Raw genomic sequence first — 26,670 nt, forward strand, 5'->3', positions numbered from 1 at the left:
CTCATTTCCGCACCGCCGCCGCATCGGCGACGATCCGGGCCGTCCAGACCACCCCGCCCCACTCCAGAAGCCCGCCGACGGCCAGGCAGCCCCAGCCCGCCGGGGTATGCAGCAGCACCCCGAGTGGATCGGCCCCGAGCGCACCGCCCATCAGGAGCCCGCCCACCGGCAGCAGCGCGAGTACCGAGGCGGTGGCCCGCGGCCCGGCCAACTGGGCTTGCAGCTCCTCCCGTTGATCCCGTTCCGCGGCGAGCCCGGCCGCGATCCGCTCCAGCCCGCGGGCGAGCCCCGCACCGCCCTCCACCGCCACCTGCCAGCACGCCGCCGCCCCGGTCAGCCCCTCGGCACCGGGCTGCCGCGCCGCCGCCCGCAGCGCCCCGGGGACGTCCCCGCCGTACCGCGCCGCCGCCAGCACCGCGGGCCCCGCCTCCCCCAGCCCCGGCGCCCCGGCCGCGACCAGCGCCCGATCCGGCTGCCGGCCGGCCCGCAGCTCCCCCGCCACCGCCCCGCAGAACCCGGTCACCGCCGCCGCCCGCCGGTCCGCCGCCCGCTGCCGCGCCCGCCCGGCCAGCCACCGCCGCACGGCGACCAGGGCCGCCACCGAGGCCACCACCGGCAGCACCGACCGCCCCAGCAGCCCCAGCACGATCCCGGCCGGCAGACACCAGAGCTCCGCACCGACTTCGTACCGGCGCCCCAGCCGCCACCGCCGCCCCTCCTCGCCGCCGGCCGCCCGCCCGACGCACCACTCCCAAAGCACCGCACTACGCCCCCGGACCGGCCGCCCCGCCGCAGCGGACGCCGCACCCGCGTCCCCCAGGACCGCAGCCATCCGCCGCCGCAGGGCACGGCCGCGCCGCAGCCACCGCACCAGCACCACCGCGCACCCCACCGCGACCACGAGCGCGGCCAGCCCCGCCCCGTCCCTCAGCACCCCTCACCACCCCTTTCGCACAGCCGCGCCAACCGCCCCCAGCCGCGCGCCTCCTGGAATCCCCGCGGGCTCCACACCGCCGCCGGAACGGTCACCACGAAGCCGTCACGGTCCCGCTCCAGGACGTGGATCTCGGCGATCCGCCGCCGTCCGGCCCGGTCCCGCACGAGGTGCAGCACTACGGACAGCGCGGCCGCCAACTGGCTGTGCAGGGCCGCCCGATCCAGCCCGGCGGTGCTCCCCAACGCCTCCAGACGGGCCGGCACATCGCACGCGGCATTGGCATGGACCGTGCCCGAGCCCCCTTCGTGGCCCGTATTGAGCGCCGCCAGCAGGTCCGTGACCTCGGCGCCGCGCACCTCGCCGACCACCAGCCGGTCCGGCCGCATCCGCAGCGCCTGCCGCACGAGGTCCCGCAGGGTCACCCGACCGGCGCCCTCCTGATTGGCGGGCCTGGTCTCCAGCCGCACCACATGGGGGTGGTCCGGCCGCAGCTCCGCCGAGTCCTCGGCCAGCACGATCCGCTCGGCCGGACCGACCAGCCCGAGCAACGTGCTGAGCAACGTGGTCTTTCCCGAGCCCGTACCGCCGCTGACCAGGAACGACAGCCGGGCGGCCAACAGCGCCCGGAGCAAGCCGTCGCCGCCCGGCGGAACCGTCCCCGCCGCCACCAACTCCGGGAGCGCGAAGGCCCGGGGCCGCAGCACCCGTAAGGACAGGCACGTCCCGGCGACCGCCACCGGGGGCAGCACGGCGTGCAGCCGCGTACCGTCCGGAAGCCGGGCGTCCACCCACGGCCGGGCGTCGTCCAACCGCCGTCCGGCGACCGCCGCCAACCGCTGGGCCAGTCTGCGCACCTCGGCCGCGTCCCGGAAGCGGACGTCGGTACGCTCCAGTCCACCGCCCCGGTCCACCCACACCGCGTCCGGCGCGGTCACCAGCACATCCGTCACCTCGGGCGCGGCCAGCAGCGGCTCCAGCGGCCCACTGCCGATCATTTCCGAACGCAACGCGCCCACCACGCCCAGCACTTCGGCGTCCCCGAGGAGCCGCCCCTCCTCGCGCAGCGCCACCGCCACCCGGGCCGGCGTCGGCTCCGCCCCGGCCTCGGCGAGCCGCCGGCGCACCACGTCCAACAGTTCCCGACTCATCCGGCACCACCACCCCCGGCGGCCACTCCGCCCCACACGCCCCCAACGGGCCCGACGCCACCGCAGCTCCTACGGGACCACCACCCCGCCCCGCACAGCAGCCCGTCCCGCCACCAGTCACCGAACCGTGGACCGCACCGGCCCGCGGCCGCCCCGCCGCCGGCTCCAGCCACCCGGCCCCGACACCACAGCGCTCCCCTCAGCCGCCGCCTCATTCCGACGCACCCCCCGGCTCCAACTCGCCCCCGCGACCCACGCCCCCGGCTTCCACCGCACCGGCCCGGGCCCGTTCCCAGAACCCCGCACAGAACCGCGCCAACGGCCCCCGCACCCGCGCTCCGGGCACCCGCCCCCGCGCCAGGTCTTCCGGCAGCCCCGCCTCCCACGGGAGTTCACCCGCCAACGGCAGTCCCACCAGGCGCGCGATCTCCTCCACCGTCGGCCCGCCGCCGCACCCCGGTCCGGGATGTCCACAGGCCACCACCCGGACATCACGCAGCTCCACCCGCACCCCGTCGGCCACCCGACGGGCCGCCGCCACCGCCCGCAGCTCCGCCGGGACGAGCAGCAGCCCGACGTCCACCTGTGCCAGGGCTTCGGCCACCGTCCCGTCCACCCGGCGCGGCAGATCCACGACCACCACGCCGCCGCGCCGCCGGGCCGCGGCCAGGACCGCCCGCATGGCCGGTGGCGGGATGACCACCTCCGCTCCCCGGTCCCAGCTCAGCACCCGTAAGGAGTGCAGCCGGGGCAGCGACTCGGCGAGCGCTCCGCCCGCCACCCGCCCCCGCGACTCGGCGAAGGCCGGCCACCGCAGCCCCTTCTCCTGCTCCCCGCCGAGCAGGACGTCGAGCCCACCACCCAGGGGATCGCCGTCCACGAGCAGGGTGCGCTCCCCCGTACGGGCGGCGGTGACGGCCAATGCGGCCGCGAGGGTGCTCGCCCCGGCGCCGCCGCGTCCGCCGATCACCCCGACCGTCAGGGCCGGCGGCCCCGCCCCCTCGACCGCGTCGGCGATCCGGTCCACCAGCCAGCGCTCGCCGTCGGGAAGGGCCAGCACCCGCTCCGCCCCGACTGCCACGGCCTGGCGCAACACGGCGACGTCGTCCGCGTCCCGGCCGACGATGACGACGCCCGCACGGCGCCCGGTACCGGACAGCCGGCCGGCGCAGTCCGCGCCGACGACCACCAGCGGCGCCGATTCCCACTCCTCCGTGCGAAGGGGTGGGCGATGCGTCACTTCGGGCAGCGCGCCTGCCGCCGCGCACAACCGCAGGAGGTCGTCGAGGAGCTCTTCGTCCTCGGTGACCAGCAGCGGCCCGTCCCGCTCTTCACCGCTTCGCACCAGCTGGTCTGAAGTAGATGATCCGGACACGTTCTGTCCCCCTATCGCTACGCAACTCGCGCTTCCGCGAACTTCGCGGACTTTTACGGTGCAGCGATCGGGAAATCTCTGTGGATCTTGACCCAAAACTGTGGACAACTCCGCGGTTGTGAATATCCCCGTCACCTATTCCAGCGACGAACGGCCACTTCTGGGGCGCATGAGAAGCCTCCGCAGAGCAGCCCGACGACTACCCTGCGTGATGGCATATGCATGACAGAAGCGCGCGCCAACAGCGCGCGGAATCCAGGCGAATCAAGGGTTCACGGCAGAAAAAGCGTCCGGACATGCGACGACCCCCGCCGGGGGGGAGAGCGGGGGTCGTCCCCACGGCCGACTCGGGGGGGGAGGAGCCGGACCGGGTTAGCACGGTCGCGAACGATCCGTGACTTCCATGGTGTACCCGAGAGCCTTCTCAGGCAAACCCACGCGCCGCACCTTACGCCGAATGGTGGGCGCCTATGCTCGCCCCGTGGAAAACCACTCCGTGCCTCACTCGACTCCCCGTACTGCCGCGTTCTTCGACTTGGACAAGACCGTCATTGCAAAGTCGAGCACGCTGACCTTCAGCAAGTCCTTCTACCAAGGTGGCCTGATCAATCGGCGGGCCGTACTGCGCACCGCGTACGCCCAGTTCGTGTTCCTCGCGGGCGGTGCCGATCACGACCAGATGGAGCGGATGCGCGAATATCTCTCGTCGCTGTGCCGCGGCTGGGATGTGGCCCAGGTGCGGGAGATCGTCGCCGAAACGCTGCACGATCTCATCGACCCGATCATTTATGACGAAGCGGCCTCGCTCATTGAGGAACACCACGCGGCCGGGCGGGACGTCGTCATCGTCTCCACCTCCGGCGCCGAGGTCGTCGAGCCGATCGGTGAACTCCTGGGCGCAGACCGGGTGGTGGCCACCAGAATGGTGGTCGGCGACGACGGCCGCTTCACCGGAGAGGTGGAGTATTACGCCTACGGGCCCACCAAAGCGGAGGCCGTCCGGGAACTGGCCGCGTCCGAGGGATACGACCTCCAGCGCTGCTACGCGTACAGCGATTCGATCACCGACGTGCCGATGCTGGAAGCCGTCGGCAACCCCTGCGCGGTCAATCCGGACCGGGCGCTGCGGCGTGAGGCGACCGCCCGCGGCTGGCCGACGGTCACCTTCAGCCGACCGGTCCCGCTCAAGAAGCGGCTGCCCGCGTTGGCGATGCCGTCCCGACCGGTGATCACCGCCGTCGCCGCGATCGGCGCGGCCGCCGCCACCGCGACCCTGGTCTGGTACGCGAGCCGCCGCAATACCGGAAAAAAGCGGCTTGCCGTATTGCCCGCATTTGCTGCCAAACGTAAAGATCTGGGAGCTGGGGTTCCGCTCACCCGCCACGAGTAGTACAAAGGACTTAACGGCCCGCGCGACCAAGGACATCCGAGAGGAACGCCTTAACGCATCAAGTGGCCCACGGACCGATGCATGAATGCCGAGCACCCACGCGACGCCGACCCGTCGATTACGGGCCAGCCGCACCAGGTAAGCGGACAACGAATCCGACCTGATGGGCAACAATTCGAGCACGCTTGGTAACTGGGCGGACGTGCCAGCGGCGGTACCGAAGGGTTGGTACCGCCGCAACCCTTGTCTAAGGGCCGGGTGCCGCGCCGTTACGCCGCACCGCGTTGCAGCGCCTCGCAGACCGCCGTGCTCTCCCGTACACCCAGCTCGATCGCGCGCCCGCAGTGGGCGATCCACTCCGCCACGCCTTCCGGAGTGCCCGAGGCATAGCCCTGGAGAGCCGCCATGTAGGCCGCGCTCCCCTGTTCCGCGTGACCAGCCTCGGCCGGACAGATCGACTTCGGGTCCAGACCGCTGCCGACCAGCACGATCCGCTCCGCCGCCCGCGCCACCAGCCCGTTGTACGAGCCGAAGGGCCGCAGCGCCAGCAGTTCCCCGTGCACCACCGCGGCCACCACCAGGGCAGGCGCCGCGGTGCCCGCCAACAGGAGCCGCGACAGCCCGTCCAACCGGCCGGCGACCTCGTCGGCATCTGGCAGCGGCAGCTCGACCAGCGGCTCGTCCACCGGCTCGGCGCCCAGCCGCGGCCGGCCCACGGCGTCGTCGGGCGCGCCACCGCCGGCGGCGACCAGGTGGAGTCGGGCCAGCACCCGCAGCGGCGACTGCCGCCAGACGCTCAGCAGTTGGCCCGCCTCGGCGGTCAGCCGCAGCGCCGCACCCACCGTGCGCGGCTCGCCGCCGTCGCCGAAGTCGGTGCGCCGCCGAATCTCTTCGAGCGCCCAGTCGGCCCCGGAGAGCGCCGCGGAACCACGGGCTCCGCGCAGCGCCGCCTCGGCGGTGATCTCGATGCTGCGGCGCCGCATGACGCGGTGCCCGTAGACCCGGTCGACGGCCTTGCGGACGGAGTCCACGGAGTCCGCGACCCCCGGGAGCGACGCCAGGGCCGCGAGCGGGTCGTTGCTCACCTGGGGAGGTTCGGGGGACGTCCCCCGGGAGATTCCAGCCATGAGGACGACCCTACGCACCACCGGGCCGGACCCCTCGAAGGAGTGGTCTTCTTCACGTAAACCACTGTCCGAGAGGTTGGCCACATCTACGCTTGCTGAATATGAAGATCGCTTTCGTAGGCAAGGGCGGCAGTGGCAAGACCACGCTGTCCTCCCTGTTCATCCGGCACCTCGCCGCGGCCCGGGTCCCCGTCGTCGCGGTGGACGCCGACATCAACCAGCACCTCGCCGTCGCGCTCGGCATGGACGAAGCGGTGGCCGCCGCACTGCCCGCGATGGGCGCTCATCTCCCGTTGATCAAGGACTACTTGCGCGGCGGCAACCCGCGCATCCCGTCCAGCGAGACGATGATCAAGACGACCCCGCCCGGTGAGGGATCGCGACTGCTGCGGATCTGCGAGGACAACCCGGTCTACGACGCCTGCGCCCGGACCGTGCCCCTCGATGACGGGGCGGTGCGGCTGATGGCCACCGGCCCGTTCACCGAGTCCGACCTCGGCGTGGCCTGTTACCACTCCAAGGTCGGCGCGGTCGAGCTGTGCCTGAACCACCTCGTCGACGGCCGCGGGGAGTACGTCGTCGTCGACATGACCGCCGGGTCGGACTCCTTCGCCTCCGGGATGTTCACCCGTTTCGACATGACCTTCCTGGTCGCCGAGCCGACCCGTAAGGGCGTCGCGGTCTACCGCCAGTACAAGGAGTACGCGCAGGACTTCGGCGTCCCGTTGAAGGTCGTCGGCAACAAGGTCCAGGGCGCGGACGATCTGGCGTTCCTGCGCGCCGAGGTGGGCGAGGACCTGCTGGTCTGCGTCGGCCACTCCGACTGGGTGCGGGCCGTGGAGAAGGGCCGCCCGGCCCCCTTCGCCCTCTTGGAGGAGGCCAACCGTCGTGCCCTGGAGGCGCTGCACGACGCCGCCGACACCTCTTACGAGCGCCGCGACTGGGAGCGCTACACGCGCCAGATGGTGCACTTCCACCTGAAGAACGCGGAGAGCTGGGGCAACGCGAAGACGGGGGCCGACCTCGCTGCCCAGGTCGACCCCGCCTTCGTGCTCTTCGAGGGGACGGCTACCCCGCAACCGGCATGATCCGGGCCGCCGGCGCCGGACCGGACGCTTCCGGGGTACCGGAGAGGTACGCCGCCCAGCCGTCCTCCGGCGCCCGGCCCACCGGCAGGTCCTGGAGCCTGGCCAGCACCTCCGGGTCCTGCGCGTCCAACCAGTCGCTCAACTGCTTGAAGCTGACGCAGTGCACGCCCCTACGGGGGCAGATCTCCTTGATCGCCTCCTCGACGGCCTTCATGTACGTGCCGCCGTTCCAGGACTCGAAGTGGTCGCCGACGAAGAGTGGGGCGCGGTTGCCCTGGTAGGCGCGCTCGAAGGCGTCCACGATGCCGTCGCGCATCTGCAGGCCCCAGGTGTCGTGCATCGCGCGGTTGCCGTGGGTGGTGCCGGACTGGTTGGCCAGGAAGTTGTAGTCCATCGAGAGGGTCTCGAAGCCCCGGCCGGGGAACGGTATCGCCTGGAGCGGGAAGTCCCAGATGCCGTCGATCTTCCGCGGCCAGGTCTGCAGTCCGCCCGCCGAGCTGGCGTCGTAGCGGAAGCCCATCTCCTTGGCCGCGGGTATCAGATTGCGCTGCCCCTCCAGACAGGGGGCGCGGCCGCCGACCAGTTCCTTGGCGTAGTCGAACGGGAGCGGTGACTCGTTCCTGAGGCCGGAGTTGGTCTTCCAGTTCCGGACGAACGACACGGCCTGTTCGATCTCGCTGCGCCACTCCTCCGGTGTCCAGCTGCCGACTCCGTTACGGCCGCAGAAGTGGCCGTTGAAGTGGGTGCCTATCTCGTTGCCGTCCTCCCAGGCGCCGCGCAGCTGGGCCACGGTGTCCTTGATCCCCTGGACGTCGTTGAAGCCGATCGCCGAGGAGCCGGTTTCGTGGCCGGGCGGTTCGTAGAGCTCCGCCCTGTCGCCGGGGAGCATGTAGACGCCGCTGAGGAAGTACGTCATCGTCGCGCCGTACCTCTTGCCGACGGCGCGGAAGTGGGAGAAGAGCTTCTGGCCGTCCTCGCCGGCGCCGTCCCAGGAGAACACCACGAACTGCGGTGGTCTCCCGCCCGGCTTGAGGCGGGCGGGCTGGGGTTGGTGGGGCTGCGTCCCGGTGTACGCGGTGGAGCCGTCGCCTATGAGGCGGAGGGGGCGGACGGTCGGGGCCTTGCCGGGTGCCGCGCGCCCCTTGGCCGTGCTCTGCGGGGGCCCGTCCTGGGTCGCCGCGGAGCAGCCGGCTATCGCCGCCAGCGCCACCGCCGCCGCGATGTGCACTGTCGACTTCGATATGACTGCCATCAGCCACCTCATTCCTGGCGCACAAGACACCATGGGTATTTACCAGCGCGAACCTGACGATTCGCCTATATCCATTGACAGGCGACCAAAAGGGCACGGCGAAAGTCGTTTTATTCACTCGATAGTTGGAATGACTGCGCCATATGCCCGAAAAGCCTTCTCACTCTCTTTACGCGTCATTACGATTCATTTACCGATGCTTGAGAGTCACCGGCTCGTCACCCACCGCGACGCCCGCCGGCCGGCTCGCTCCCGCCGCAGCACACCGCCGCCCCGCGGTCGCGCCCGAGGCCGACCGCGCCGCCCCGGAGGAGACGGGAATGACGCAGATCCAGAAGTCGCCGCAGCCGGCACCGGCCGAGCTTGCGCCCGCACCCAAGACGCCCTCAGGGGCGGCACCCCACGAAAAGGAGACCGGCGCGGCATGGCGACGGGACCTCTCGGCCTCGGCCGTGGTCTTCCTGCTGGCCGTGCCACTGTCACTGGGCATCGCCCTGGCCACCGGCGCCCCGCTCCAGGCCGGCCTGGTCGCCGCGGCGGTCGGCGGGATCGTCGCCGGACTCCTGGGCGGCGCCCCGCTCCAGGTGACCGGCGCCGCCACCGGCCTCCTAGTAGTCACCGCCGACCTCGTCCAGCGCTACGGCTGGCGCGCCACCTGCGCGATCACGGTCCTCGCCGGACTGACCCAACTCGCCCTCGGGGCACTACGGGTGGCCCGAGCGGCGCTCGCCGTCAGCCCGGCGATCGTGCACGGCATGCTCGCCGGCATCGGTGTCACCATCGCCATCGGACAGCTCCATGTGGTGCTCGGCGGCAGCCCCGACAGCTCAGCCGTCGACAACGCCGCCGCGCTGCCCGGCCAGCTGGCGCATCCGCACACCACCGCGCTGCTGATCGGGGCCGTCACTGTCGCCGTACTAGCCGGGTGGCCACGGCTGCCGGGCCGGGCCGGGAAGTGGGCCCGGCTGCTGCCGGCGCCGCTGGCCGCGGTGCTCGCCGCGACGGCGGTCGGCGTGGGGAAGGCGGTGCCGCGCGTCGAGCTGCCGTCCTGGCGACTGCCCCAGTCGCCCGTACTCCCCGACGCCTCGCTCGCCGCCGTCCTCACGGCGGTGCTGACGGTCACCCTCGTCGCCAGTATGGAGTCGCTGCTGTCCGCGGTGGCCGTGGACCGACTGGCCGCCGAGCGGCCGGGAACTCCCCCCGGACGGCCCCAGCTCAACCGCGAACTGGCCGGTCAGGGCCTGGCCAACGTCGTCTCCGGCCTCCTGGGCGGCCTGCCCGTGTCCGGCGGCGCGATCCGCGGCTCGGCCAATGTGCGGGCCGGCGCGGCCACCCGCCGGGCGACCGTGCTGCACGGCGTCTGGGTGCTGTTCTGCGCGGGCCTGCTGGCCGGGGTGCTGGAGCTGATCCCGCTGGCCGCACTGGCCGCCCTGGTGATGGTCGTCGGCGTCCGGATGGTCAGCTTCGCGCACCTCAAGCATGTGCAGCGGCACCGCGAATTCCCGGTGTACGCGGCCACGTTGGGCGCGGTGGTGCTCTTCGGCGTACTGCTGGGCGTCCTGGCCGGCATCGCGGTCGGGATCTTCCTGGCACTGCGGCGGCTGACCCACACCCGGGTTGCGGTGACCGAGGAGTCCGGCCGCCACCGGGTGCGCGTCAGCGGCCAGTTGACCTTCCTGGCGGTGCCCCGGGTGACCCGGGCGCTGACGCAGGTGCCACCGGGCGCCGATGCCGTCGTCGAGCTGTGCGGGTCGTTCATGGATCACGCCGCCTACGAGGCCCTGCAGTGCTGGGCGACCACCCATCGGGCCACCGGGGGATCGGTGACCCTCGGGGGCCGTTCGGGCCGCCCGATCACCGAGCCGACCAGTACGCACGCCTGCCGGCCGTGGACACCCTGGCGCAACCACCACTGCACCCGGCCCGCACCGGCCCGCACGGCGGACCACCGGAGCGGCAGCCAACTGCTGGGCGGGGTCAGTGCGTTCCAGCGGCACACCGCCCCACTGGTGCGCGAGGAGCTGGCCCGGCTGGCGCGGGAGGGCCAGCGCCCCACCCAGCTCTTCCTGACCTGCGCCGATTCCCGGCTGGTGACGAGCATGATCACGTCCAGCGGGCCGGGTGACCTGTTCACCGTGCGCAACGTCGGCAATCTGATGCCGCCGCCCGGCTCGGACGCCTCCTGCGACTCCGTGGGCGCCGCGGTCGAGTACGCGGTCGAGGTGCTGCGGGTCGAGTCGATCACAGTCTGCGGGCACTCGGGCTGCGGCGCCATGGCGGCACTGCTCGACGCGGCCGGTTCCCCACCGTCGTCCGACGGGGCCACCCCGCTCACCCGCTGGCTGCGGCACGGCCGCCCGAGTCTGGCCCGTATGGCGCGGATCGGGCGGCTGGGCAGGGGCGAAGTCGCCCTCGCCGAGCGGCCGGTGACCGACGACCAGGAGCGGCTGGCGCTGGTCAACGTCCGGCAGCAGCTCGACCACCTGCGGGCACACCCGTGCGTCGCCCGCCGGATGGCCGAGGGCACCCTCGCCCTGCACGGCATGTACTTCCACGTCGCCGAGGCCCAGGCGTACCTGCTGGACGAGTCCAGCGGGCGGTTCCGGGCGGTGCGCGCCGACGTCCCGGCGATCGGAGTCTGACCTGCTCGGCATCACCTGAACGGCCCCATGACGGGCTAGATTCGGACAGGTCTACACCAATAGTTGTCCACAGCCCTTGTCAGGGTCGGTCGCGGGCTGATGAGCTATGGCCCGGGACACATCGCACGCCCTGGGAATGGGAGATGTCGTGAGCAACGAAAGCCTGGCCAACCTCTTGAAGGAGGAGCGGCGGTTCGCACCGCCCGCCGAGCTGGCCGCGAACGCCAACGTCACGGCCGCCGCGTACGAAGAGGCCGCGGCGGACCGGCTGGGCTTCTGGGCCGAGCAGGCCAAACGCCTGACCTGGGAGACCGAGCCCACCGAGACCCTCGACTGGTCCAATCCGCCGTTCGCGAAGTGGTTCGCCGACGGCAAGCTGAACGTCGCCTACAACTGCGTGGACCGCCACGTGGAGAACGGCCTCGGCGACCGGGTCGCGATCCACTTCGAAGGCGAGTCGGGCGACAGCCGCGCGATCACCTACGCCGAACTCCAGCGCGAGGTCTCCAAGGCCGCCAACGCCCTGGTCGAGCTGGGTGTTCAGGCCGGCGACCGGATCGCCATCTACATGCCGATGATCCCGGAGACGGTGATCGCCATGCTGGCCTGCGCCCGGCTGGGCGCACCGCACTCCGTCGTCTTCGGCGGCTTCTCCGCGGACGCGCTGGCGACGCGGATCAACGACGCGGACGCCCGGGTGGTGATCACCGCCGACGGCGGGTACCGCCGCGGCAAGCCGTCCGCCCTCAAGCCGGCCGTGGACGAGGCGCTGACCAAGCCCGGCACGGAGAACGTCCGCAGCGTGCTGGTCGTCCGCCGCACCGGCCAGGACGTCGACTGGACCGAGGGCCGGGACGTGTGGTGGCACGAGCTGGTCGAGCGCCAGAGCGAGCAGCACACCCCCGAGGCGTTCGACGCCGAGCACCCGCTGTTCATCCTCTACACCTCCGGGACGACGGGTAAGCCCAAGGGCATCCTGCACACCACCGGCGGCTACCTCACCCAGGTCTCGTACACCCACCACGCGGTCTTCGACCTGAAGCCGGAGACCGACGTCTTCTGGTGCACCGCCGACGTCGGCTGGGTGACCGGCCACTCGTACATCACCTACGGTCCGCTCTCCAACGGCGCCACCGAGGTGCTCTACGAGGGCACCCCGGACACCCCGCACCAGGGCCGCTGGTGGGAGATCGTCCAGAAGTACGGCGTGACGATCCTTTACACCGCGCCGACCGCGATCCGCGCCTGCATGAAGTGGGGCGACGACATCCCGGCGAAGTTCGACCTGTCGTCGCTGCGCCTCCTGGGATCGGTCGGCGAGCCGATCAACCCCGAGGCGTGGATCTGGTACCGCAAGCACATCGGCGCGGACCGGACGCCGATCGTCGACACCTGGTGGCAGACCGAGACCGGCGCGATGATGCTCAGCCCGCTGCCGGGCGTAACGGAGACCAAGCCCGGTTCGGCACAGGTACCGCTGCCCGGTATCGCCGCCACGGTGGTCGACGACGACGCGCACGAGGTGCCCGACGGCGCCGGTGGGTATCTGGTGCTCACCGAGCCCTGGCCGTCGATGCTGCGCACCATCTGGGGCGACGACCAGCGCTACCTGGACACCTACTGGTCCCGCTTCGCGGGCACGTACTTCGCCGGCGACGGCGCCAAGAAGGACGAGGACGGCGACATCTGGCTGCTGGGCCGGGTGGACGACGTGATGCTGGTGTCCGGCCACAACATCTCCACCACCGAGGTGGAGTCCGCGCTGGTCTCGCACCCGAAGGTGGCCGAGGCCGCGGTGGTCGGCGCCACCGACCCGCAGACGACCCAGGCCATCTGCGCCTTCGTCATCCTGCGCGGCGGTGCGGCCGAGGACGAGGGGCTCGTCGACGAGCTGCGCGCCCACGTCGGCCAGCAGCTCGGCCCGATCGCCAAGCCCAAGCGGATCCTGCCGGTCGCGGAGCTGCCCAAGACCCGCTCCGGCAAGATCATGCGACGGCTGCTGCGCGACGTCGCCGAGAACCGCGCCCTCGGCGACGTCACCACGCTCACCGACTCCTCCGTCATGGACCTGATCCAGGCGAAGCTGCCGAGCGCAGCCAGCGAGGACTGACGCGCCGGGCGTCGGCCGGCGCAGCGCGCCGACGTGCAGCGCCGACGTGCGCACGGAGGGGCACCGGACCATCGCGCCCGGTGCCCCTCCGGCGTTTCCCCAGGGGCGGGCCCGCCCCTGCTCCCCCGGCGGCCCGACGCCCGAAATGCCCGTAAAGTTAAGCCCACGCATTAACCCCTTGCACCCACCCGGTAGGGTTAGGGAGGCGTCAATGAGACGCTAAGAAACTCTGGGTGCGCCGGGAAGTCTGGTCGGCAACTGCTATAGCCGTTCTCAGCTGCCGGAGGTCATCGCGTGACTGCGCCCAGCAACCGCCGCTCCATATTCCTCGGCCGCATGCCGCTGCCGGAGCGGAACTTCATCGCCGAAGCACTGCGCACCGAAACCGTCGGCGGTGTCCTCCTCCTCGCCGCCGCCATCGCCGCCCTGATCTGGGCCAATACGCTCGGCGGCAGCTACGAGGCGGTCCGCGGCCTGCACCTGGGCCCGGCCTCGCTCGGCCTGGACCTCTCCCTCCAGCACTGGGCCGCCAACGGCCTACTCGCGATCTTCTTCTTCGTGGCCGGCATCGAGCTCAAGCGCGAACTGGTCGCCGGCGAACTCCGCGACCGCAAGGCCGCCGCCCTCCCGGTGGTCGCCGCGATCTGCGGCATGGCGACCCCCGCCCTCGTCTACTTCGCCGTCAACGCCGCCGGCGGCGGCTCCCTCCAGGGCTGGGCAGTCCCCACCGCCACCGACATCGCCTTCGCGCTCGCCGTCCTCGCGGTCATCGGCACCTCCCTGCCGTCCGCGCTGCGCGCCTTCCTGCTCACCCTCGCCGTCGTCGACGACCTCTTCGCGATCCTGATCATCGCGATCTTCTTCACCTCGAAGCTCAACTTCCTCGCCCTCGGCCTGTCCGTCGCCGGTCTGGCGCTCTTCTACCTCCTGCTGCGCAAGGGCGTCCGCGGTTGGTACGTGTACGTACCGCTGGGCGTGGTGATCTGGGCCCTGATGGAGAACAGCGGCGTGCACGCCACCATCGCCGGCGTCGCCATGGGCCTGATGCTGCGCTGCCACCGCCGCGACGGCGAACGGCAGTCACCCGGCGAGCACATCGAGCACCTGGTCCGCCCGCTGTCGGCGGGGCTGGCGGTGCCGCTGTTCGCGCTCTTCTCCGCGGGGGTGTCCATATCCGGCGGCGCGGTCCACGACGTCTTCACCCGGCCGGAGACGCTGGGCGTGGTCCTCGGCCTGATAGTGGGCAAGGCGGTGGGAATATTCGGCGGCACCTGGTGCACCGCCCGCTTCACCCGGGCCGAACTCAACCCCGACCTGAAGTGGCCGGACGTCTTCGGCGTCGCCTCCTTGGCCGGAATCGGCTTCACCGTCTCCCTGCTCATCGGCGAACTGGCCTTCGCGGGCGACCCCGTCCTGACCGACGAGATCAAGGCGTCGGTGCTGATCGGCTCGCTGCTCGCGGCCGTCTTCGCGGGCATCCTCCTCAAGGTCCGCAACAACAAGTACCGGCGCCTGTGCGACGAGGAGGAGCGGGACGAGGACCAGGACGGCATCCCCGACATCTACGAACTGGGCCAGCCCGCGTACCACTTGCGCATGGCCGCGATCCATGAGGCGAAGGCCGCGGAACACCGCCGGCTTGCCGAAATGGCTGCCGACGGCCGCTCCGGGGACGATGGTCCGGCATGATCTGAGAGGCTTTGCATCCAGGCGAAGAGAAGAGGGAGACGGCGATGAGCGCAGCCGAAGACGGTGCGGACCGCAGCCTCGGGCAGTTGGTGGCCACGGCGACCGCGGAGATGTCCGCGCTGGTGCACGACGAGATCGCACTGGCCAAAGCGGAACTTCGGCAGGACGCCAAGCGGGCGGGCATCGGCAGTGCCGCGTTCATCGTGGCGGGCGCCCTGGCGCTGTTCGCGCTGCCGGTGCTGAGTTTCGCGGCGGCCTACGGCATCAACAACCTCGGCCTCGGCCTCGCCTGGTCCTTCCTGATCGTGGGCGGCGCCTTCCTGATCATCGCCGCGCTGCTGATCCTGATCGCGATGGCCAAGATCAAGAAGATCAAGAAGCCGGAGAAGTCGATCGCCTCCGCCAGGGAGACCGCGGCCGTGCTGCAGAAGGCCAAGCCGCACCCGCGCCCGACGGACTCGGAACACCCGGTCCTGGAGTCTGTGACACGCTCATCGGTATGACAGCCCCTGACAGCACCGCCTCGGTCGTGCGGCTCGGCCTCCCGGACGGGACCGAGGTGACACACCGGGACGTCGCGGCCAACGGCGCCCGTTTCCACATCGCCGAGATGGGCGACGGGCCCCTCGTGCTGCTGCTGCACGGCTTCCCGCAGTTCTGGTGGACCTGGCGGCACCAACTGCCCGCACTGGCCGACGCGGGCTTCCGCGCGGTCGCCATGGACCTGCGGGGCGTCGGCGGCAGCGACCGCACCCCGCGCGGCTACGACCCGGCGAACCTCGCCCTCGACATCACCGGCGTCATCCGCTCCCTGGGCGAACCGGACGCCGCGCTGGTCGGGCACGATCTGGGCGGCTACCTCGCCTGGACGGCCGCGGTGATGCGGCCCAAGCTGGTCCGCCGGCTCGCGGTGTCCTCGATGCCGCACCCGCGCCGCTGGCGGGCCGCGATGCTCGCCGACGTCCGCCGCAGCTCACACATCTGGAGCTGCCAGCGGCCCTGGCTGCCGGAGCGCCGGCTGACCGCGGACGACGCGGCCCTGGTGGGCCGGATGATCCGCGACTGGTCCGGCCCCCGGCTCCCGGAGGACGAGACCATCGAGGTCTACCGGCGGGCGATGGCCATCCCCTCGACGGCGCACTGCTCGATCGAGCCGTACCGCTGGATGGTGCGCTCGATGGCCCGCCCCGACGGCATCCAGTTCAACCGCCGGATGAAGCTGCCCGTACGGGTCCCCACCCTGCATCTGCACGGCTCCCTGGACCCGGTGATGCGCACCCGCAGCGCCGCCGGCTCCGGCGAGTACGTCGAAGCCCCCTACCGCTGGCGGCTCTTCGACGGCCTGGGCCACTGGCCGCACGAGGAGGACCCGGCGGCCTTCTCCACCGAACTGATCAACTGGCTGAAGGACCCGGAACCGGACCGCTGAGGGCCCGCGGCCCCACGCCCGTCCCTCTGTCCCCACCGACACCACACGGTGACGGGCCCGTTCCACCACGTCATACGAACGTTCGTCTGACGAACAGCCAATTGCCTCCCGCATAGGCCAATTGGCCCTCGCCGGGGCGGTTACGGACCTTGGGCCACGGGCAGAGTCGAGGGTATGGGCTGGACGCACGACTACCGTGACGTGGCACGCAACCGCCGCAGCAGTGCCGCTGCAGTGGGCACGCAGGACAGGGGTACCCCGGATCTCGGATCCGACGGGTCCCCCGACCCGGCGCACCCGATGGGCATCCCCCGCATCCTGCGCCGCAGAGCGCGTTGGATGAGCGCGCGGTTGCGCCATCCCCGGGGCTGACCCGGCGCACTCCCCTTCCCCGGCCGCCGGGCCGCGTCCCGTCCGCAGCGGATCGGTTCGCGGCCCCGCGCCCGGCCTCAGATCGCGCAGCCCTGGGTGTCGACCGGCCGGCTCGCGGTCCGCCCCCGGACGGCGTCCCGTCGGACCTCGTCGGCCGTCAGCGCGTAGCCGGTGTGGGCGTCGTCCCTCGACTTGGCGAAGACCACGCCGTAGACCTCACCCCCGGGCGTGAGCAGCGGACCACCGGAGTTGCCCTCCCGGACCGTGGCGTAGAGCGAGTAGACATCGCGGCCGACCGTGCCCCGGTGGTAGATGTCCGCGCCGTCGGCCTGGATGCGGCCGCGGATCCGCGCCGGGCGGACGTCGTAGCCGCCGTTCTCCGGGAAGCCGGCGACGATGGCGCTCTTGCCGCTGCCGGCGTCCTTGTCGGCGAACTTCAGCACCGGGGCGCGGAGCTGCGGGACGTCGAGCACGGCGATGTCGCGCGCCCAGTCGTAGAGCACGACCTTGGCGTTCACCGGGATCCCCTCGCCGCCCACCTGGACCGTCGGGTCGCTGACGCCGCCGACGACGTGCGCGTTGGTCATCACCCGGTGCGGGGCGAAGACGAAGCCGGTGCCTTCGAGGATCTTGCCGCAGCTGGGTGCCCGTCCGACGATCTTGACGATGCTGTGCCGGGCGTCCGCCGCCACGGGGCCGTTGGCCAGGCCCGGGTCCGGCGGGCTGACCGGCCGGATCGGCTCGTTGGAGAACGGCGTGAAGACCTGCGGGAAGCCGTTCTGCGCCAGCGCCGAGGAGAAGTCCGCGAACCAGGTACTGGCCTGCGGCGGCATGACCTGGGACACCCCGAGCAGCACCTTGGAGTTGCGGACCTCCTTGCTGAGCGTCGGCAGCGACGTACCGGCCAGCGCCGAGCCGATCAGCCAGGCGACCAGCAGCATCGCCAGGACGTTGACCAGCGCCCCACCGGTGGCGTCCAGCGCCCGCGCTGGTGTCCAGGTGATGTGGCGGCGGAGTTTGTTGCCTAGATGGGTGGTGAGCGCCTGGCCCACCGATGCGCAGACGATCACGATGGCGACCGCCGCGATCACCGCGAAGGTGTTTGGTTTGGCGTCGTCGGTGACCCCGTTCCAGATCACCGGCAGCACGTAGACCGCGATCAGGCCTCCCCCGAGGAAGCCGATCACGGACAGGATGCCGACGAGGAAGCCTTGCCGGTAACCGACGATCGCGAACCACACGGCCGCGATCAGCAGCAGGATGTCCAGGACGTTCACGCCGGACACCGTCTCACGAGCGCCAGTCGAGCGGGACCTGCTTGTCGCGGTCCCATGCGATCTCCCAGCCTGCGTAGTGCAGGATCCGGTCGATCACTCCGGCGGTGAAACCCCAGACCAGCGCATCCTCGACGAGGAAAGCGGGACCGACGTGGCCGCTGGGGTGACGGGTGGTGACCCGATGTGCGGGGTCCGTGAGATCCGCCACGGGAACCGTGAAGACCCGGGCGGTCTCCCCCCGGTCCACCACGTCCACCGGACTCGGCACCCGCCACCACCCCAGCACGGGCGTCACGACGAAACCGCTGACGGGGATGTAGAGCCGCGGCAGCACCCCGAAGACCTGGACCCCGGACGGGTCGAGCCCGGTCTCCTCCTCGGCCTCCCGCAGCGCCGCGCGGACCGGACCCGGCCCGTCCGGGTCACCGTCCTGCGGATCGAGCGACCCACCGGGGAACGAGGGCTGCCCGGCGTGCGAGCGCAGGGTGCCGGCGCGCTCCATCAGGAGCAGTTCGGGCCCACGGGGGCCGTGCCCGAAGAGGATCAGGACGGCGGACTGCCGGCCGCCGTCCTTCGGCGGCAGGAAGCTGCTGAGCTGGCGCGGCTCTATCGTGGCCGCCGCACGGGCCACCGGAGCCAGCCACTCGGGCAGGCCCTCGGTCGTGACCGCGACCTCCCGCTCGGCCACCGTCCGGCAGGGATCCGTCGTCTCGTCGTACTGCTCCCGTGCACTCGTCATCCGCGCCCCCTTGAGGCTTACGTCGATGGATCGGTCCCCTTGTGGAGTCGTGCTCGCCGGCGCCGCCCTATGAGGCCGCCAGCGGGGGCGCGGGCTGCCCCGGATAGTCGGTCGGCGGCTTCAGCCGCTGCCCGGGCTGACCGCCCAGCTCGTACTTGAGCAGCTTCTTCGCCTTCTCCGGGTCGGTCTCGCCCTCGCCGTACGAGGGGCACAGCGGGGCGATGGGGCAGGCCCCGCAGGCGGGCTTGCGGGAGTGGCAGACCCGGCGGCCGTGGAAGACCACCCGGTGCGAGAGCATCGTCCACTCGCTCTTGGGGAAGATCTCGGCGACGTCGGCCTCGACCTTCTCGGCGTCCTGCGCGGTCGTCCAGCCGAAACGGCGCGCCAGCCGGCCGAAGTGCGTGTCCACGGTGATGCCGGGGACGCCGAAGGCATTGCCGAGCACCACATTGGCGGTCTTGCGGCCGACGCCGGGGAGCGTGACGAGGTCCTCCAGGCGGCCGGGCACCTCGCCGCCGAAGCGGTCGCGCAGGGCGATGGAGAGCCCGATCAGGGACTTCGCCTTGGCCCGGAAGAAGCCGGTGGGGCGGATCAGCTCCTCCAGCTGCTCCGGGGGGATCGCGGCCATGTCCTCGGGCGTGGGGCAGACCGCGAAGAGCCGAGGGGTGGTCTGGTTGACCCGCAGGTCGGTGGTCTGGGCGGACAGGACCGTCGCGACCAGCAGCTCGAAGGAGTTGGTGAAGTCCAGCTCCGGGTGGGCGTACGGATACAGCTCGGCCAGCTCGCGGTTGATCCGGCGGGCCCGGCGCACCATGGCGACCCGGGACTCGGGCTTACGAGCGGGGGCCGCCTTCTTGGCGGGCGCGGTGCTCTTTGCGGCTGCCTTCTTGGCCACGGCCGTCGTCTTCGTGGCAGTGGTCTTCGTGGCAGTGGTCTTCGCGGCGGTGGCCGTCTTCGTCGCGGCCTTCTTGGCGGCCGGCTTCTTCGTCGTCGCGGCCTTCTTCGCCGCGGTCTTCTTCGCCGCCGGCTTTGCGGGGGTTTCGTTCACGACCGCCTCCTTCGCCTCGAACGCGACGCGCCGGTCGCGGGCGCCGTCGGCCTCCGCGCGGTCATCACCCTGGAAGACGATTTGTTACGTTTGTCGGTATTCGAGGCGCCTGCGGGCAGCTGTTCGCCCACAGCGGAATCGCGCCCTGCGCTCACTCTGTAGGCCCCCAGTCCTCTGCTCTCACCGGCGTGTTGGACACTCGGCCAGACTAAGGCCACCCACTGACATCCGACTCGATCACCAGGATTCGTGACCCCAATCGGCCCCCTGCCGTATGGCTCGGGCCACGGGTCCGGCAAACTTGTGATTGATCGCACTGTTTTGCATTCCGGCATGATGGGGACCACAGTCCTCCGGAGCATGTCGACAAGGAGAGAACTCGTGGACGACGTTCTGCGGCGCGCCCCGCTCTTCGCGGCGCTCGACGACGAGCAGGCGGCCGAGCTTCGCGCCTCGATGGGAGAGGTCACGCTCGCCCGCGGCGACGCCCTGTTCCACGAAGGGGACCCCGGCGACCGCCTGTACGTGGTCACCGAGGGCAAGGTGAAGCTCCACCGCACCTCACCCGACGGCCGCGAGAACATGCTGGCCGTCCTCGGACCCGGCGAGCTGATCGGGGAGCTGTCCCTGTTCGACCCGGGACCGCGCACGGCCACTGCCACCGCGCTGACCGAGGTCAAGCTGCTCGGCCTGGGCCACGGCGACCTTCAGCCCTGGCTGAACGCCCGCCCGGAGGTGGCCACCGCCCTGCTGCGCGCGGTCGCCCGCCGGCTGCGCAAGACCAACGACCAGATGTCCGACCTGGTCTTCTCGGATGTGCCGGGCCGTGTGGCGCGCGCCCTCCTGGACCTGTCGCGCCGCTTCGGCGTGCAGTCCGAGGAAGGCATCCACGTCGTACACGACCTCACGCAGGAGGAGCTGGCCCAGTTGGTCGGCGCCTCCCGGGAGACCGTCAACAAGGCGCTCGCGGACTTCGCGGGCCGCGGCTGGCTGCGCCTGGAGGCGCGCGCCGTGATCCTGCTGGACGTCGAACGACTGGCCAAGCGCTCGCGCTGACGCCCCGCGTTCACGGCGACCAACCCAAGGGCCCCGCTCCGGCGGGGCCCTTGCCGTGTCCGGGCCGCGGCGGGCGGCCGCCGGGTAATTGGCTCGCGGCCCGCCGTTCCGCCGCCCCATAGTGGGCGCCATGACCACCAGCGGGGATTCCCGGGGCAAGGGCCTCGACCAGGACGGCTGTTTCGTGCGGGAGGGCTCCCTGGAACGGGTGCCCGCGCCGTTCGCACCCGTCGTGGCGGAGCTGGCCGCCCGGCTGGCCACCCGCTTCGCGCCCGACCGGCTGGTGAGCAGCTACCTCTACGGCAGCATCCCGCGCGGCACCGCCGTCCCCGGGGTCTCCGACCTCGACGCGCTGCTCGTCCTGCGCACGGACCCCACCGGCTCCGCCCGTACGGCAGGAGGGCCCACCGAAGCCGACCGGGCCGCCGCCCGGGCCATCGAGGCGGAGTTGGACGCCGCCTTCCCGCAGATCGACGGCGCCGGGATCCTGCTGGTCGCCGAGGAACGGCTGCTCAGCGCGGAGGAGCGGTACGACATGGCCTGGTTCGTGGCCTGTCTGTGCACGCCGCTCAGCGGGCCGGACGTGACCGCGGCACTGCCCCGTTACCGGCCCACCTCGCTCCTCGCCCGGGAGACCAACGGGGACCTGCACCGCCGGCTGCCCGGCCTGCGCGAGCGGGTCGCCGCGGCCGCCACCCAGGAGGAGCGCATCCGGCTGACCCGTGGGGTCACGCGGAACCTCGTGCGCACCGGATTCACCCTGGTCATGCCGCGCTGGGGCGGCTGGACCAGCGATCTCGTCGAGTCCGCCGAGGTGTTCGGGCACTACTACCCGGCGCACGCCGACCAGATGCACGCCGCGGCGCGCGCCGCCCGGCACCCCGCCGCGTACCCCGAACTGCTCGACGACCTGCTGAACGGGCTCGCCCCCTGGCTGGCCGACGAATACCTGGCCGTCCACGGGGCGAAGACCCTGCCGTCACAAGGGCCCTGACGCCCCCGCAGCGCCCCTCTGGCGCCGCATGGGCCGGCCCGCCCTAGATCAGCCCGTGCTCGCCCAGGTATTCCAACTGTGCCCGCACCGACAGCTCGGCGGCCGGCCACAGGGAGCGGTCGACGTCCGCGTAGACGCTCGCCACGACCTCGGCGGGGGTACGGTGGCCGGCCTCCACGGCGGTCTCCACCTGGGCCAGCCGGTGGGCCCGGTGCGCCAGATAGAACTCCACCGCCCCCTGGGCGTCGTTCAGCACCGGCCCGTGGCCCGGGAGGACCGTGGCGACCCCGTCGTCCACGGTGAGGGAGCGCAGTCGGCGCAGCGAGTCGAGGTAGTCGCCCAGCCGCCCGTCGGGGTGCGCGACCACGGTGGTGCCGCGCCCCAGGACCGTGTCGCCCGTCAGGACCGCCCGGTCGGCGGGCAGATGGAAGCAGAGCGAGTCCGCGGTGTGCCCCGGGGTGGGCACCACCCGCAGCTCCAGCCCCCCGGTGGTGACGACGTCGCCCGCGCCGAGCCCCTCGTCCCCCAGGCGCAGCGCCGGGTCCAGCGCCCGTACGGGGGCGCCGGTCAGCTCGGCGAACCGGGCCGCCCCGTCGGCGTGGTCCGGGTGCCCGTGGGTGAGCAGGGTCAGCGCGACCCGGTGCCCGGCCCGCTCCGCGGTGTCGATGACGGCCCTGAGGTGGTCCTCGTCGAGCGGTCCGGGGTCGATGACGACGGCCAGGTCGGAGCCCGGCTCGGCGACGATCCAGGTGTTGGTGCCGTCCAGCGTCATCGGGGACGGGTTCGGCGCCAGGATGCAGTGGGCGCGCGCCGTGGCCGGCCCCGAGAGGACACCGCCGCGGGGCTGGCCGGGGAGGGCGGCTGCTTCGGTCATGCGGAGGGACCTCCCGAAGGGCCGGCGGGGCCCTCGTCCGCCGGTGCGATGTGCTTGGTGAACTCGTCGTGGCCCGGCCAGCTCAACACGATCTCGCCGCCCACCAGATCGGCGCGGGCCAGCACCGGCGTCAGGTCCTGCGCCCCGGCCCCGGACAGCGCCTCGGAGACGCTGGCGTACGGCTGGAGGGAGCGCAACGTGGAGATGGTCGGCGGCATCATCAGCAGCTCCCCGCGGTCGTAGCCGGCCGCGGCCTCCTCCGGGCGGATCCACACCGTGCGGTCCGCCTCCGTGGAGACGTTGAGGGCGAGCTGTCCCTTGGGGAGCGCGGCGACGAAGAAGAACGTGTCGTAGCGGCGCGGTTCGAACTCCGGGGTGATCCAGCGCGCCCAGGCGGCCAGCAGGTCGGAGCGCAGCACCAGGCCGCGGCGGGCCAGGAAGTCGGCGAAGGACAGCTCGTGGCCGACCAGGGCCGCCCGGTCCGCCTCCCAGTCCTCACCGGTGGTGTCCGCGACGACCGTGGTGGCGGAGTCGCCGGCGAGCAGCACCCCGGACTCCTCGAACGTCTCGCGCACGGCGGCGCAGACGATGGCCTGCGCGGTGGACGGGTCGACGCCGAGCCGCACCGCCCATTCGGCCCGCGAGGGGCCGGCCCACCCCACAGGGCGCTCGTCCCGGGGATCGACGGAACCGCCCGGATAGGCGTACGCGCCTCCGGCGAAGGCCATGGAGGCGCGTCTGCGCAGCATGTGGACGGCGGGACCGCCGTGGTCGGTGTCCCGCAGCAGCAGGACCGTCGCGGCCCGCCGGGGCGCGGGCGGCGTCAGTTCGCCGTTCGTCAGGGCCCGGATGCGGGCCGGCCATTCCGGCGGGTACCACTGGCCATTCGTCGTCGACGCCATGGCCGGATGCTATGCGCTCGCGTGCGGATGTTCGAGGGGTCCTCCGGGGAGAGGGCCCTATCCGGACGCGAGCGCACCGCTCGTGGCCCGTCAGTCGACGATCTCGACCTGGATCTCGACCTCGACCGGGGCGTCGATCGGCAGCACCGCCACGCCGACCGCGGAGCGGGCGTGCACGCCCCGGTCGCCCAGGATCTCGCCGAGCAGCTCGCTGGCGCCGTTGATGACGCCCGGCTGGCCGGTGAAGTCCGGTGCGGAGGCCACGAAACCGACGACCTTCACGACCCGGACGATCTTGTCGAGGTCACCGGCGACGGACTTCACGGCGGCCAGCGCGTTGAGCGCGCACACCGCGGCGAGCTCCTTGGCCTGCTCCGGACTGACCTCGGCACCGACCTTGCCGGTGACCGGCAGCGCGCCGTCCACCATGGGCAGCTGGCCGGAGGTGTAGACGTACGAGCCGGAGCGGACCGCGGGCTGGTAGGAGGCCAGCGGCGGCACGACCTCCGGCAGCTTCAGGCCGAGCGCCGCGATCTTCTCCTCGACCGCGCTCACGCCTTCTCCCGCTTCAGGTAGGCCACCAACTGCTCGGGGTTGTTCGGGCCCGGCACGACCTGGACCAGCTCCCAGCCGTCCTCGCCCCAGGTGTCCAGAATCTGCTTCGTCGCGTGCACGAGCAGCGGCACGGTCGCGTATTCCCACTTGGTCATGGGCCGAGCGTAATGCCTGTCCCGAGGGCTCCGGGTCCGCGACCCCTAGGGCACATCCCCGACGCCGTCCCTGACCGCGTGCGGACGGATCTCCGGGTGCTCCCAGGCGTATCCCGTGCGTACGCGGGACGCGGACTGGTTAGGCTCCATGGCGTGAGCAGGCTCCATGTCGTCAGCGGCAAGGGCGGCACCGGAAAGACCACGGTCGCCGCTGCCCTCGCCCTCGCCCTCGCCACCGAGGGGCGCCGTACCCTCCTGGTCGAGGTCGAGGGCCGGCAGGGCATTGCCCAGCTGTTCGAGACCGAGGCGCTTCCCTACGAGGAGCGCAAGATCGCGGTGGCCCCCGGGGGCGGCGAGGTGCACGCCCTGGCCATCGACGCCGAGCGCGCCCTCCTGGACTACCTCCAGATGTTCTACAAGCTCGGCAGCGCCGGCCGGGCCCTGAAGAAGCTCGGCGCGATCGACTTCGCCACCACCATCGCCCCCGGCCTGCGGGACGTCCTGCTGACCGGCAAGGCGTGCGAGGCGGTCCGCCGCAAGGACAAGAGCGGCGCGTTCGTCTACGACGCGGTCGTGATGGACGCCCCGCCGACCGGCCGCGTCACCCGCTTCCTGAACGTCAACGACGAGGTCGCCGGCCTGGCCAAGATCGGCCCGATCCACAATCAGGCCCAGGCCGTGATGCGCGTGCTGAAGTCCCCCGAGACCGCGGTGCACCTGGTGACCCTCCTGGAGGAGATGCCCGTCCAGGAGACCGCCGACGGCATCGCCGAGCTGCGTGCCGCCGGCATCCCGGTGGGCGGCGTCGTCATCAACATGACCCGCCCCGCGCTGCTGGACAACGGGGATCTGGAGGTCGCCGCCCGCGGCGCCCGGGCCGGCATCGCCAAGGCGCTCTCCCAGGCCGGTCTGGGCGGCGCCCGGCGCGGCGGCCTCGCCGAGCGCCTGATCGACCCGCTGCTGGAGCAGGCGCGCGAGCACGCCGAGCGGGTCGAGCTGGAGCGCGCCCAGCACGCCGCACTGACCGACCTCGGCCTGCCCACCTACGAGCTGGGGCTGCTCCCCGAGGGAGTGGACCTCGCCGGGCTCTACGGCCTGGCCAGAGACCTGCGGAAACAGGGGCCCATATGACCTCCGACGACACGACGCTGGACGCCTCGGCCCCGTGGCTGGAGGTCGACGCCCTGATCGACGACCCACGCACCCGCATCGTGGTGTGCTGCGGCTCGGGCGGCGTCGGCAAGACCACCACCGCCGCGGCGCTGGGGGTGCGTGCCGCCGAGCGCGGTCGCAAGGTGGTGGTGCTGACGATCGACCCGGCCCGCCGCCTGGCGCAGTCGATGGGCATCTCGGAGCTCGACAACGTCCCCCGCCAGGTCAAGGGCGTCGACGAGAGTGCCGGCGGCGAACTCCACGCGATGATGCTGGACATGAAGCGGACCTTCGACGAGATCGTCGAGGGCCATGCGGACGCCGAGCGGGCCCGCGCCATCCTGGAGAACCCCTTCTACCAGTCCCTGTCGGCCGGTTTCGCCGGCACGCAGGAGTACATGGCGATGGAGAAGCTCGGCCAGCTCCGGGCCGGCGACGACTGGGACCTGATCGTCGTGGACACCCCGCCGAGCCGCTCCGCGCTGGACTTCCTGGACGCCCCCAAGCGGCTGGGTTCGTTCCTGGACGGCAAGTTCATCCGGGTCCTGATGGCGCCGGCGAAGGTCGGCGGGCGGGCCGGCATGAAGTTCCTCAATGTCGGCATGTCGATGATGACCGGCACCCTCAGCAAGCTCATGGGCGGCCAACTCCTCCGCGACGTCCAGACGTTCGTGGCCGCGATGGACACCATGTTCGGCGGTTTCCGCACCCGCGCGGACGCCACCTACCGCCTGCTCCAGGCGCCCGGTACGGCGTTCCTGGTGGTCGCCGCGCCGGAGCGGGACGCGCTGCGCGAGGCGGCGTACTTCGTCGAGCGGCTGGCCGCCGAGCAGATGCCGCTGGCCGGGCTGGTGCTCAACCGCGTCCACGGCAGCGGCGCGGCCCAGCTCAGCGCCGAGCGGGCGCTGGCCGCCGCGGAGGCCCTGACGGAGGACTTCGCCGACCGCGCACCGGAGGACGCGGTGCCGCCGCAGGAGCCGGACGACGACCCCAACTCGCCCTCCCACGAGGCTGGTTCACCCTCCGCGGAAAATCTTGAGCCGGACGGCATTGTCGATCTAGCCGGCGGGAAGACTGGATCACGTACCCCCGGCGGCTCCTCCCCCGCCGCCGCGGCGGAGCAGGCGGCAACCCCTTCGGCCTCGGCAGCGCAACTCGCCGCCGGGCTCCTGCGGTTGCACGCGGAACGCATGCAGGTCCTGGCACGCGAACGACGCACCCGTGACCGCTTCACCGCACTGCACCCCGAGGTGCCGGTGACGGAGGTCGGCGCGCTGCCCGGTGACGTCCACGACCTCGCGGGCCTGCGCACGATCGGCGACCGCCTGTCGCTGCGCCCCGGCGAGACCGAAGCCTGAC

The 26,670-nt window shown here is 72.1% G+C and carries 24 protein-coding genes; 12 read left to right on the plus strand and 12 right to left on the minus strand.

Translation table 11 applies throughout. The features are described 5' to 3' along the window. Window position 1 precedes the first annotated feature (1 nt). The 3 genes from ACFVT2_RS00320 to ssd form a co-directional block, all read right to left on the minus strand. Window positions 2-934, minus strand: a complete 933-nt coding sequence (locus ACFVT2_RS00320; RefSeq protein ID WP_390010412.1) for a type II secretion system F family protein — start codon at window positions 932-934, stop codon at window positions 2-4. Next, window positions 928-2,085 (minus strand): TadA family conjugal transfer-associated ATPase, encoded by a 1,158-nt coding sequence (locus ACFVT2_RS00325; protein ID WP_390010414.1) that lies wholly within the window; start codon window positions 2,083-2,085, stop codon window positions 928-930. The genes ACFVT2_RS00320 and ACFVT2_RS00325 overlap by 7 nt, the downstream gene beginning before the upstream one ends. A 211-nt stretch (window positions 2,086-2,296) precedes the next feature. Continuing rightward, the gene (ssd, locus tag ACFVT2_RS00330) at window positions 2,297-3,460 is read right to left on the minus strand and encodes a septum site-determining protein Ssd (protein ID WP_390010416.1); all 1,164 of its coding nucleotides are present in this window, start codon (window positions 3,458-3,460) and stop codon (window positions 2,297-2,299) included. Between the two features lie 457 nt (window positions 3,461-3,917). On the opposite strand from ssd, the gene ACFVT2_RS00335 reads away from it, so the two are divergent. Then, the gene (locus ACFVT2_RS00335; RefSeq protein WP_390010418.1) at window positions 3,918-4,850 is read left to right on the plus strand and encodes an HAD family hydrolase; all 933 of its coding nucleotides are present in this window, start codon (window positions 3,918-3,920) and stop codon (window positions 4,848-4,850) included. A gap of 269 nt (window positions 4,851-5,119) precedes the next feature. Here the strand turns inward: ACFVT2_RS00335 and ACFVT2_RS00340 are convergent, their stop codons facing one another. Beyond that, window positions 5,120-5,977: an oxidoreductase gene (locus ACFVT2_RS00340; protein WP_390010419.1), complete on the minus strand. Its 858-nt coding sequence runs from the start codon at window positions 5,975-5,977 to the stop codon at window positions 5,120-5,122. 101 nt (window positions 5,978-6,078) lie between these two features. Here ACFVT2_RS00340 and ACFVT2_RS00345 point away from each other — a divergent pair, with 101 nt between their 5' ends. Then, a complete protein-coding gene (locus tag ACFVT2_RS00345) occupies window positions 6,079-7,065 on the plus strand; it encodes an ATP-binding protein (protein WP_390010421.1) in 987 nt (328 codons plus the stop codon). Here the strand turns inward: ACFVT2_RS00345 and ACFVT2_RS00350 are convergent. Then, on the minus strand, window positions 7,046-8,317 hold the full coding sequence (locus tag ACFVT2_RS00350; RefSeq protein ID WP_390010423.1) for a hypothetical protein: 1,272 nt from the start codon (window positions 8,315-8,317) through the stop codon (window positions 7,046-7,048). The two genes, ACFVT2_RS00345 and ACFVT2_RS00350, sit on opposite strands and share 20 nt — an antisense overlap. Window positions 8,318-8,637: 320 nt before the next feature. Between ACFVT2_RS00350 and ACFVT2_RS00355 the strand changes: the two genes are divergently transcribed. The 6 genes from ACFVT2_RS00355 to ACFVT2_RS00380 all read left to right on the plus strand — a co-directional run bounded on the left by ACFVT2_RS00355 (window position 8,638) and on the right by ACFVT2_RS00380 (window position 16,559). Next, complete coding sequence (locus ACFVT2_RS00355; RefSeq protein ID WP_390010425.1) at window positions 8,638-10,959, plus strand: SulP family inorganic anion transporter; 2,322 nt, start codon at window positions 8,638-8,640, stop codon at window positions 10,957-10,959. 148 nt (window positions 10,960-11,107) lie between these two features. Continuing rightward, complete coding sequence (gene acs, locus ACFVT2_RS00360; protein ID WP_390010427.1) at window positions 11,108-13,069, plus strand: acetate--CoA ligase; 1,962 nt, start codon at window positions 11,108-11,110, stop codon at window positions 13,067-13,069. Window positions 13,070-13,363: 294 nt separating this feature from the next. Beyond that, window positions 13,364-14,758, plus strand: a complete 1,395-nt coding sequence (nhaA, locus tag ACFVT2_RS00365) for a Na+/H+ antiporter NhaA (protein WP_390010429.1) — start codon at window positions 13,364-13,366, stop codon at window positions 14,756-14,758. A gap of 44 nt (window positions 14,759-14,802) precedes the next feature. Then, window positions 14,803-15,261, plus strand: a complete 459-nt coding sequence (locus ACFVT2_RS00370; protein ID WP_390010431.1) for a phage holin family protein — start codon at window positions 14,803-14,805, stop codon at window positions 15,259-15,261. Beyond that, the gene (locus ACFVT2_RS00375) at window positions 15,258-16,187 is read left to right on the plus strand and encodes an alpha/beta fold hydrolase (protein ID WP_390010433.1); all 930 of its coding nucleotides are present in this window, start codon (window positions 15,258-15,260) and stop codon (window positions 16,185-16,187) included. The genes ACFVT2_RS00370 and ACFVT2_RS00375 overlap by 4 nt, the downstream gene beginning before the upstream one ends. Before the next feature lie 174 nt (window positions 16,188-16,361). Beyond that, window positions 16,362-16,559 carry a hypothetical protein gene (locus tag ACFVT2_RS00380; RefSeq protein WP_100604853.1) on the plus strand — a complete coding sequence of 66 codons (198 nt, stop codon included), beginning with the start codon at window positions 16,362-16,364 and terminating at the stop codon, window positions 16,557-16,559. A gap of 77 nt (window positions 16,560-16,636) precedes the next feature. On the opposite strand, the gene ACFVT2_RS00385 is transcribed toward ACFVT2_RS00380, so the two are convergent. The 3 genes from ACFVT2_RS00385 to nth form a co-directional block, all read right to left on the minus strand. Then, on the minus strand, window positions 16,637-17,836 hold the full coding sequence (locus tag ACFVT2_RS00385) for a MarP family serine protease (RefSeq protein WP_390010435.1): 1,200 nt from the start codon (window positions 17,834-17,836) through the stop codon (window positions 16,637-16,639). A 13-nt stretch (window positions 17,837-17,849) separates the two neighbouring features. Beyond that, window positions 17,850-18,575 carry an NUDIX hydrolase gene (locus ACFVT2_RS00390; RefSeq protein ID WP_390010437.1) on the minus strand — a complete coding sequence of 242 codons (726 nt, stop codon included), beginning with the start codon at window positions 18,573-18,575 and terminating at the stop codon, window positions 17,850-17,852. A gap of 67 nt (window positions 18,576-18,642) precedes the next feature. Then, window positions 18,643-19,623 carry an endonuclease III gene (gene nth, locus ACFVT2_RS00395; RefSeq protein ID WP_390010439.1) on the minus strand — a complete coding sequence of 327 codons (981 nt, stop codon included), beginning with the start codon at window positions 19,621-19,623 and terminating at the stop codon, window positions 18,643-18,645. Window positions 19,624-20,004: 381 nt separating this feature from the next. On the opposite strand from nth, the gene ACFVT2_RS00400 reads away from it, so the two are divergent. Both ACFVT2_RS00400 and ACFVT2_RS00405 read left to right on the plus strand, forming a co-directional pair. After that, window positions 20,005-20,679, plus strand: coding sequence for a Crp/Fnr family transcriptional regulator (locus ACFVT2_RS00400; protein ID WP_003981529.1), 675 nt, complete (start codon window positions 20,005-20,007; stop codon window positions 20,677-20,679). 130 nt (window positions 20,680-20,809) lie between these two features. Continuing rightward, window positions 20,810-21,673: a nucleotidyltransferase gene (locus ACFVT2_RS00405; protein ID WP_390010441.1), complete on the plus strand. Its 864-nt coding sequence runs from the start codon at window positions 20,810-20,812 to the stop codon at window positions 21,671-21,673. A 43-nt stretch (window positions 21,674-21,716) separates the two neighbouring features. On the opposite strand, the gene ACFVT2_RS00410 is transcribed toward ACFVT2_RS00405, so the two are convergent. The 4 genes from ACFVT2_RS00410 to ACFVT2_RS00425 form a co-directional block, all read right to left on the minus strand. After that, on the minus strand, window positions 21,717-22,547 hold the full coding sequence (locus tag ACFVT2_RS00410) for an MBL fold metallo-hydrolase (protein ID WP_390010443.1): 831 nt from the start codon (window positions 22,545-22,547) through the stop codon (window positions 21,717-21,719). Further along, window positions 22,544-23,449, minus strand: a complete 906-nt coding sequence (locus ACFVT2_RS00415; protein ID WP_390010445.1) for an NUDIX hydrolase — start codon at window positions 23,447-23,449, stop codon at window positions 22,544-22,546. Before ACFVT2_RS00415 ends, ACFVT2_RS00410 begins: the two co-directional genes overlap by 4 nt. Before the next feature lie 90 nt (window positions 23,450-23,539). Next, the gene (locus ACFVT2_RS00420) at window positions 23,540-24,004 is read right to left on the minus strand and encodes a RidA family protein (protein ID WP_390010446.1); all 465 of its coding nucleotides are present in this window, start codon (window positions 24,002-24,004) and stop codon (window positions 23,540-23,542) included. Then, entirely contained in the window at window positions 24,001-24,159 is a 159-nt protein-coding gene (locus ACFVT2_RS00425) for a DUF4177 domain-containing protein (protein ID WP_003967454.1), read from the minus strand. The genes ACFVT2_RS00420 and ACFVT2_RS00425 overlap by 4 nt, the downstream gene beginning before the upstream one ends. A 153-nt stretch (window positions 24,160-24,312) precedes the next feature. Between ACFVT2_RS00425 and ACFVT2_RS00430 the strand changes: the two genes are divergently transcribed. Then, window positions 24,313-25,290: an ArsA-related P-loop ATPase gene (locus tag ACFVT2_RS00430; protein WP_359824100.1), complete on the plus strand. Its 978-nt coding sequence runs from the start codon at window positions 24,313-24,315 to the stop codon at window positions 25,288-25,290. Then, the gene (locus ACFVT2_RS00435; RefSeq protein WP_390010448.1) at window positions 25,287-26,669 is read left to right on the plus strand and encodes an ArsA family ATPase; all 1,383 of its coding nucleotides are present in this window, start codon (window positions 25,287-25,289) and stop codon (window positions 26,667-26,669) included. The genes ACFVT2_RS00430 and ACFVT2_RS00435 overlap by 4 nt, the downstream gene beginning before the upstream one ends. Window position 26,670 lies beyond the last annotated feature (1 nt).

The sequence above is a fragment of the Streptomyces sp. NPDC058000 genome, assembly GCF_042886435.1.
Classification (GTDB): Bacteria; Actinomycetota; Actinomycetes; order Streptomycetales; family Streptomycetaceae; genus Streptomyces.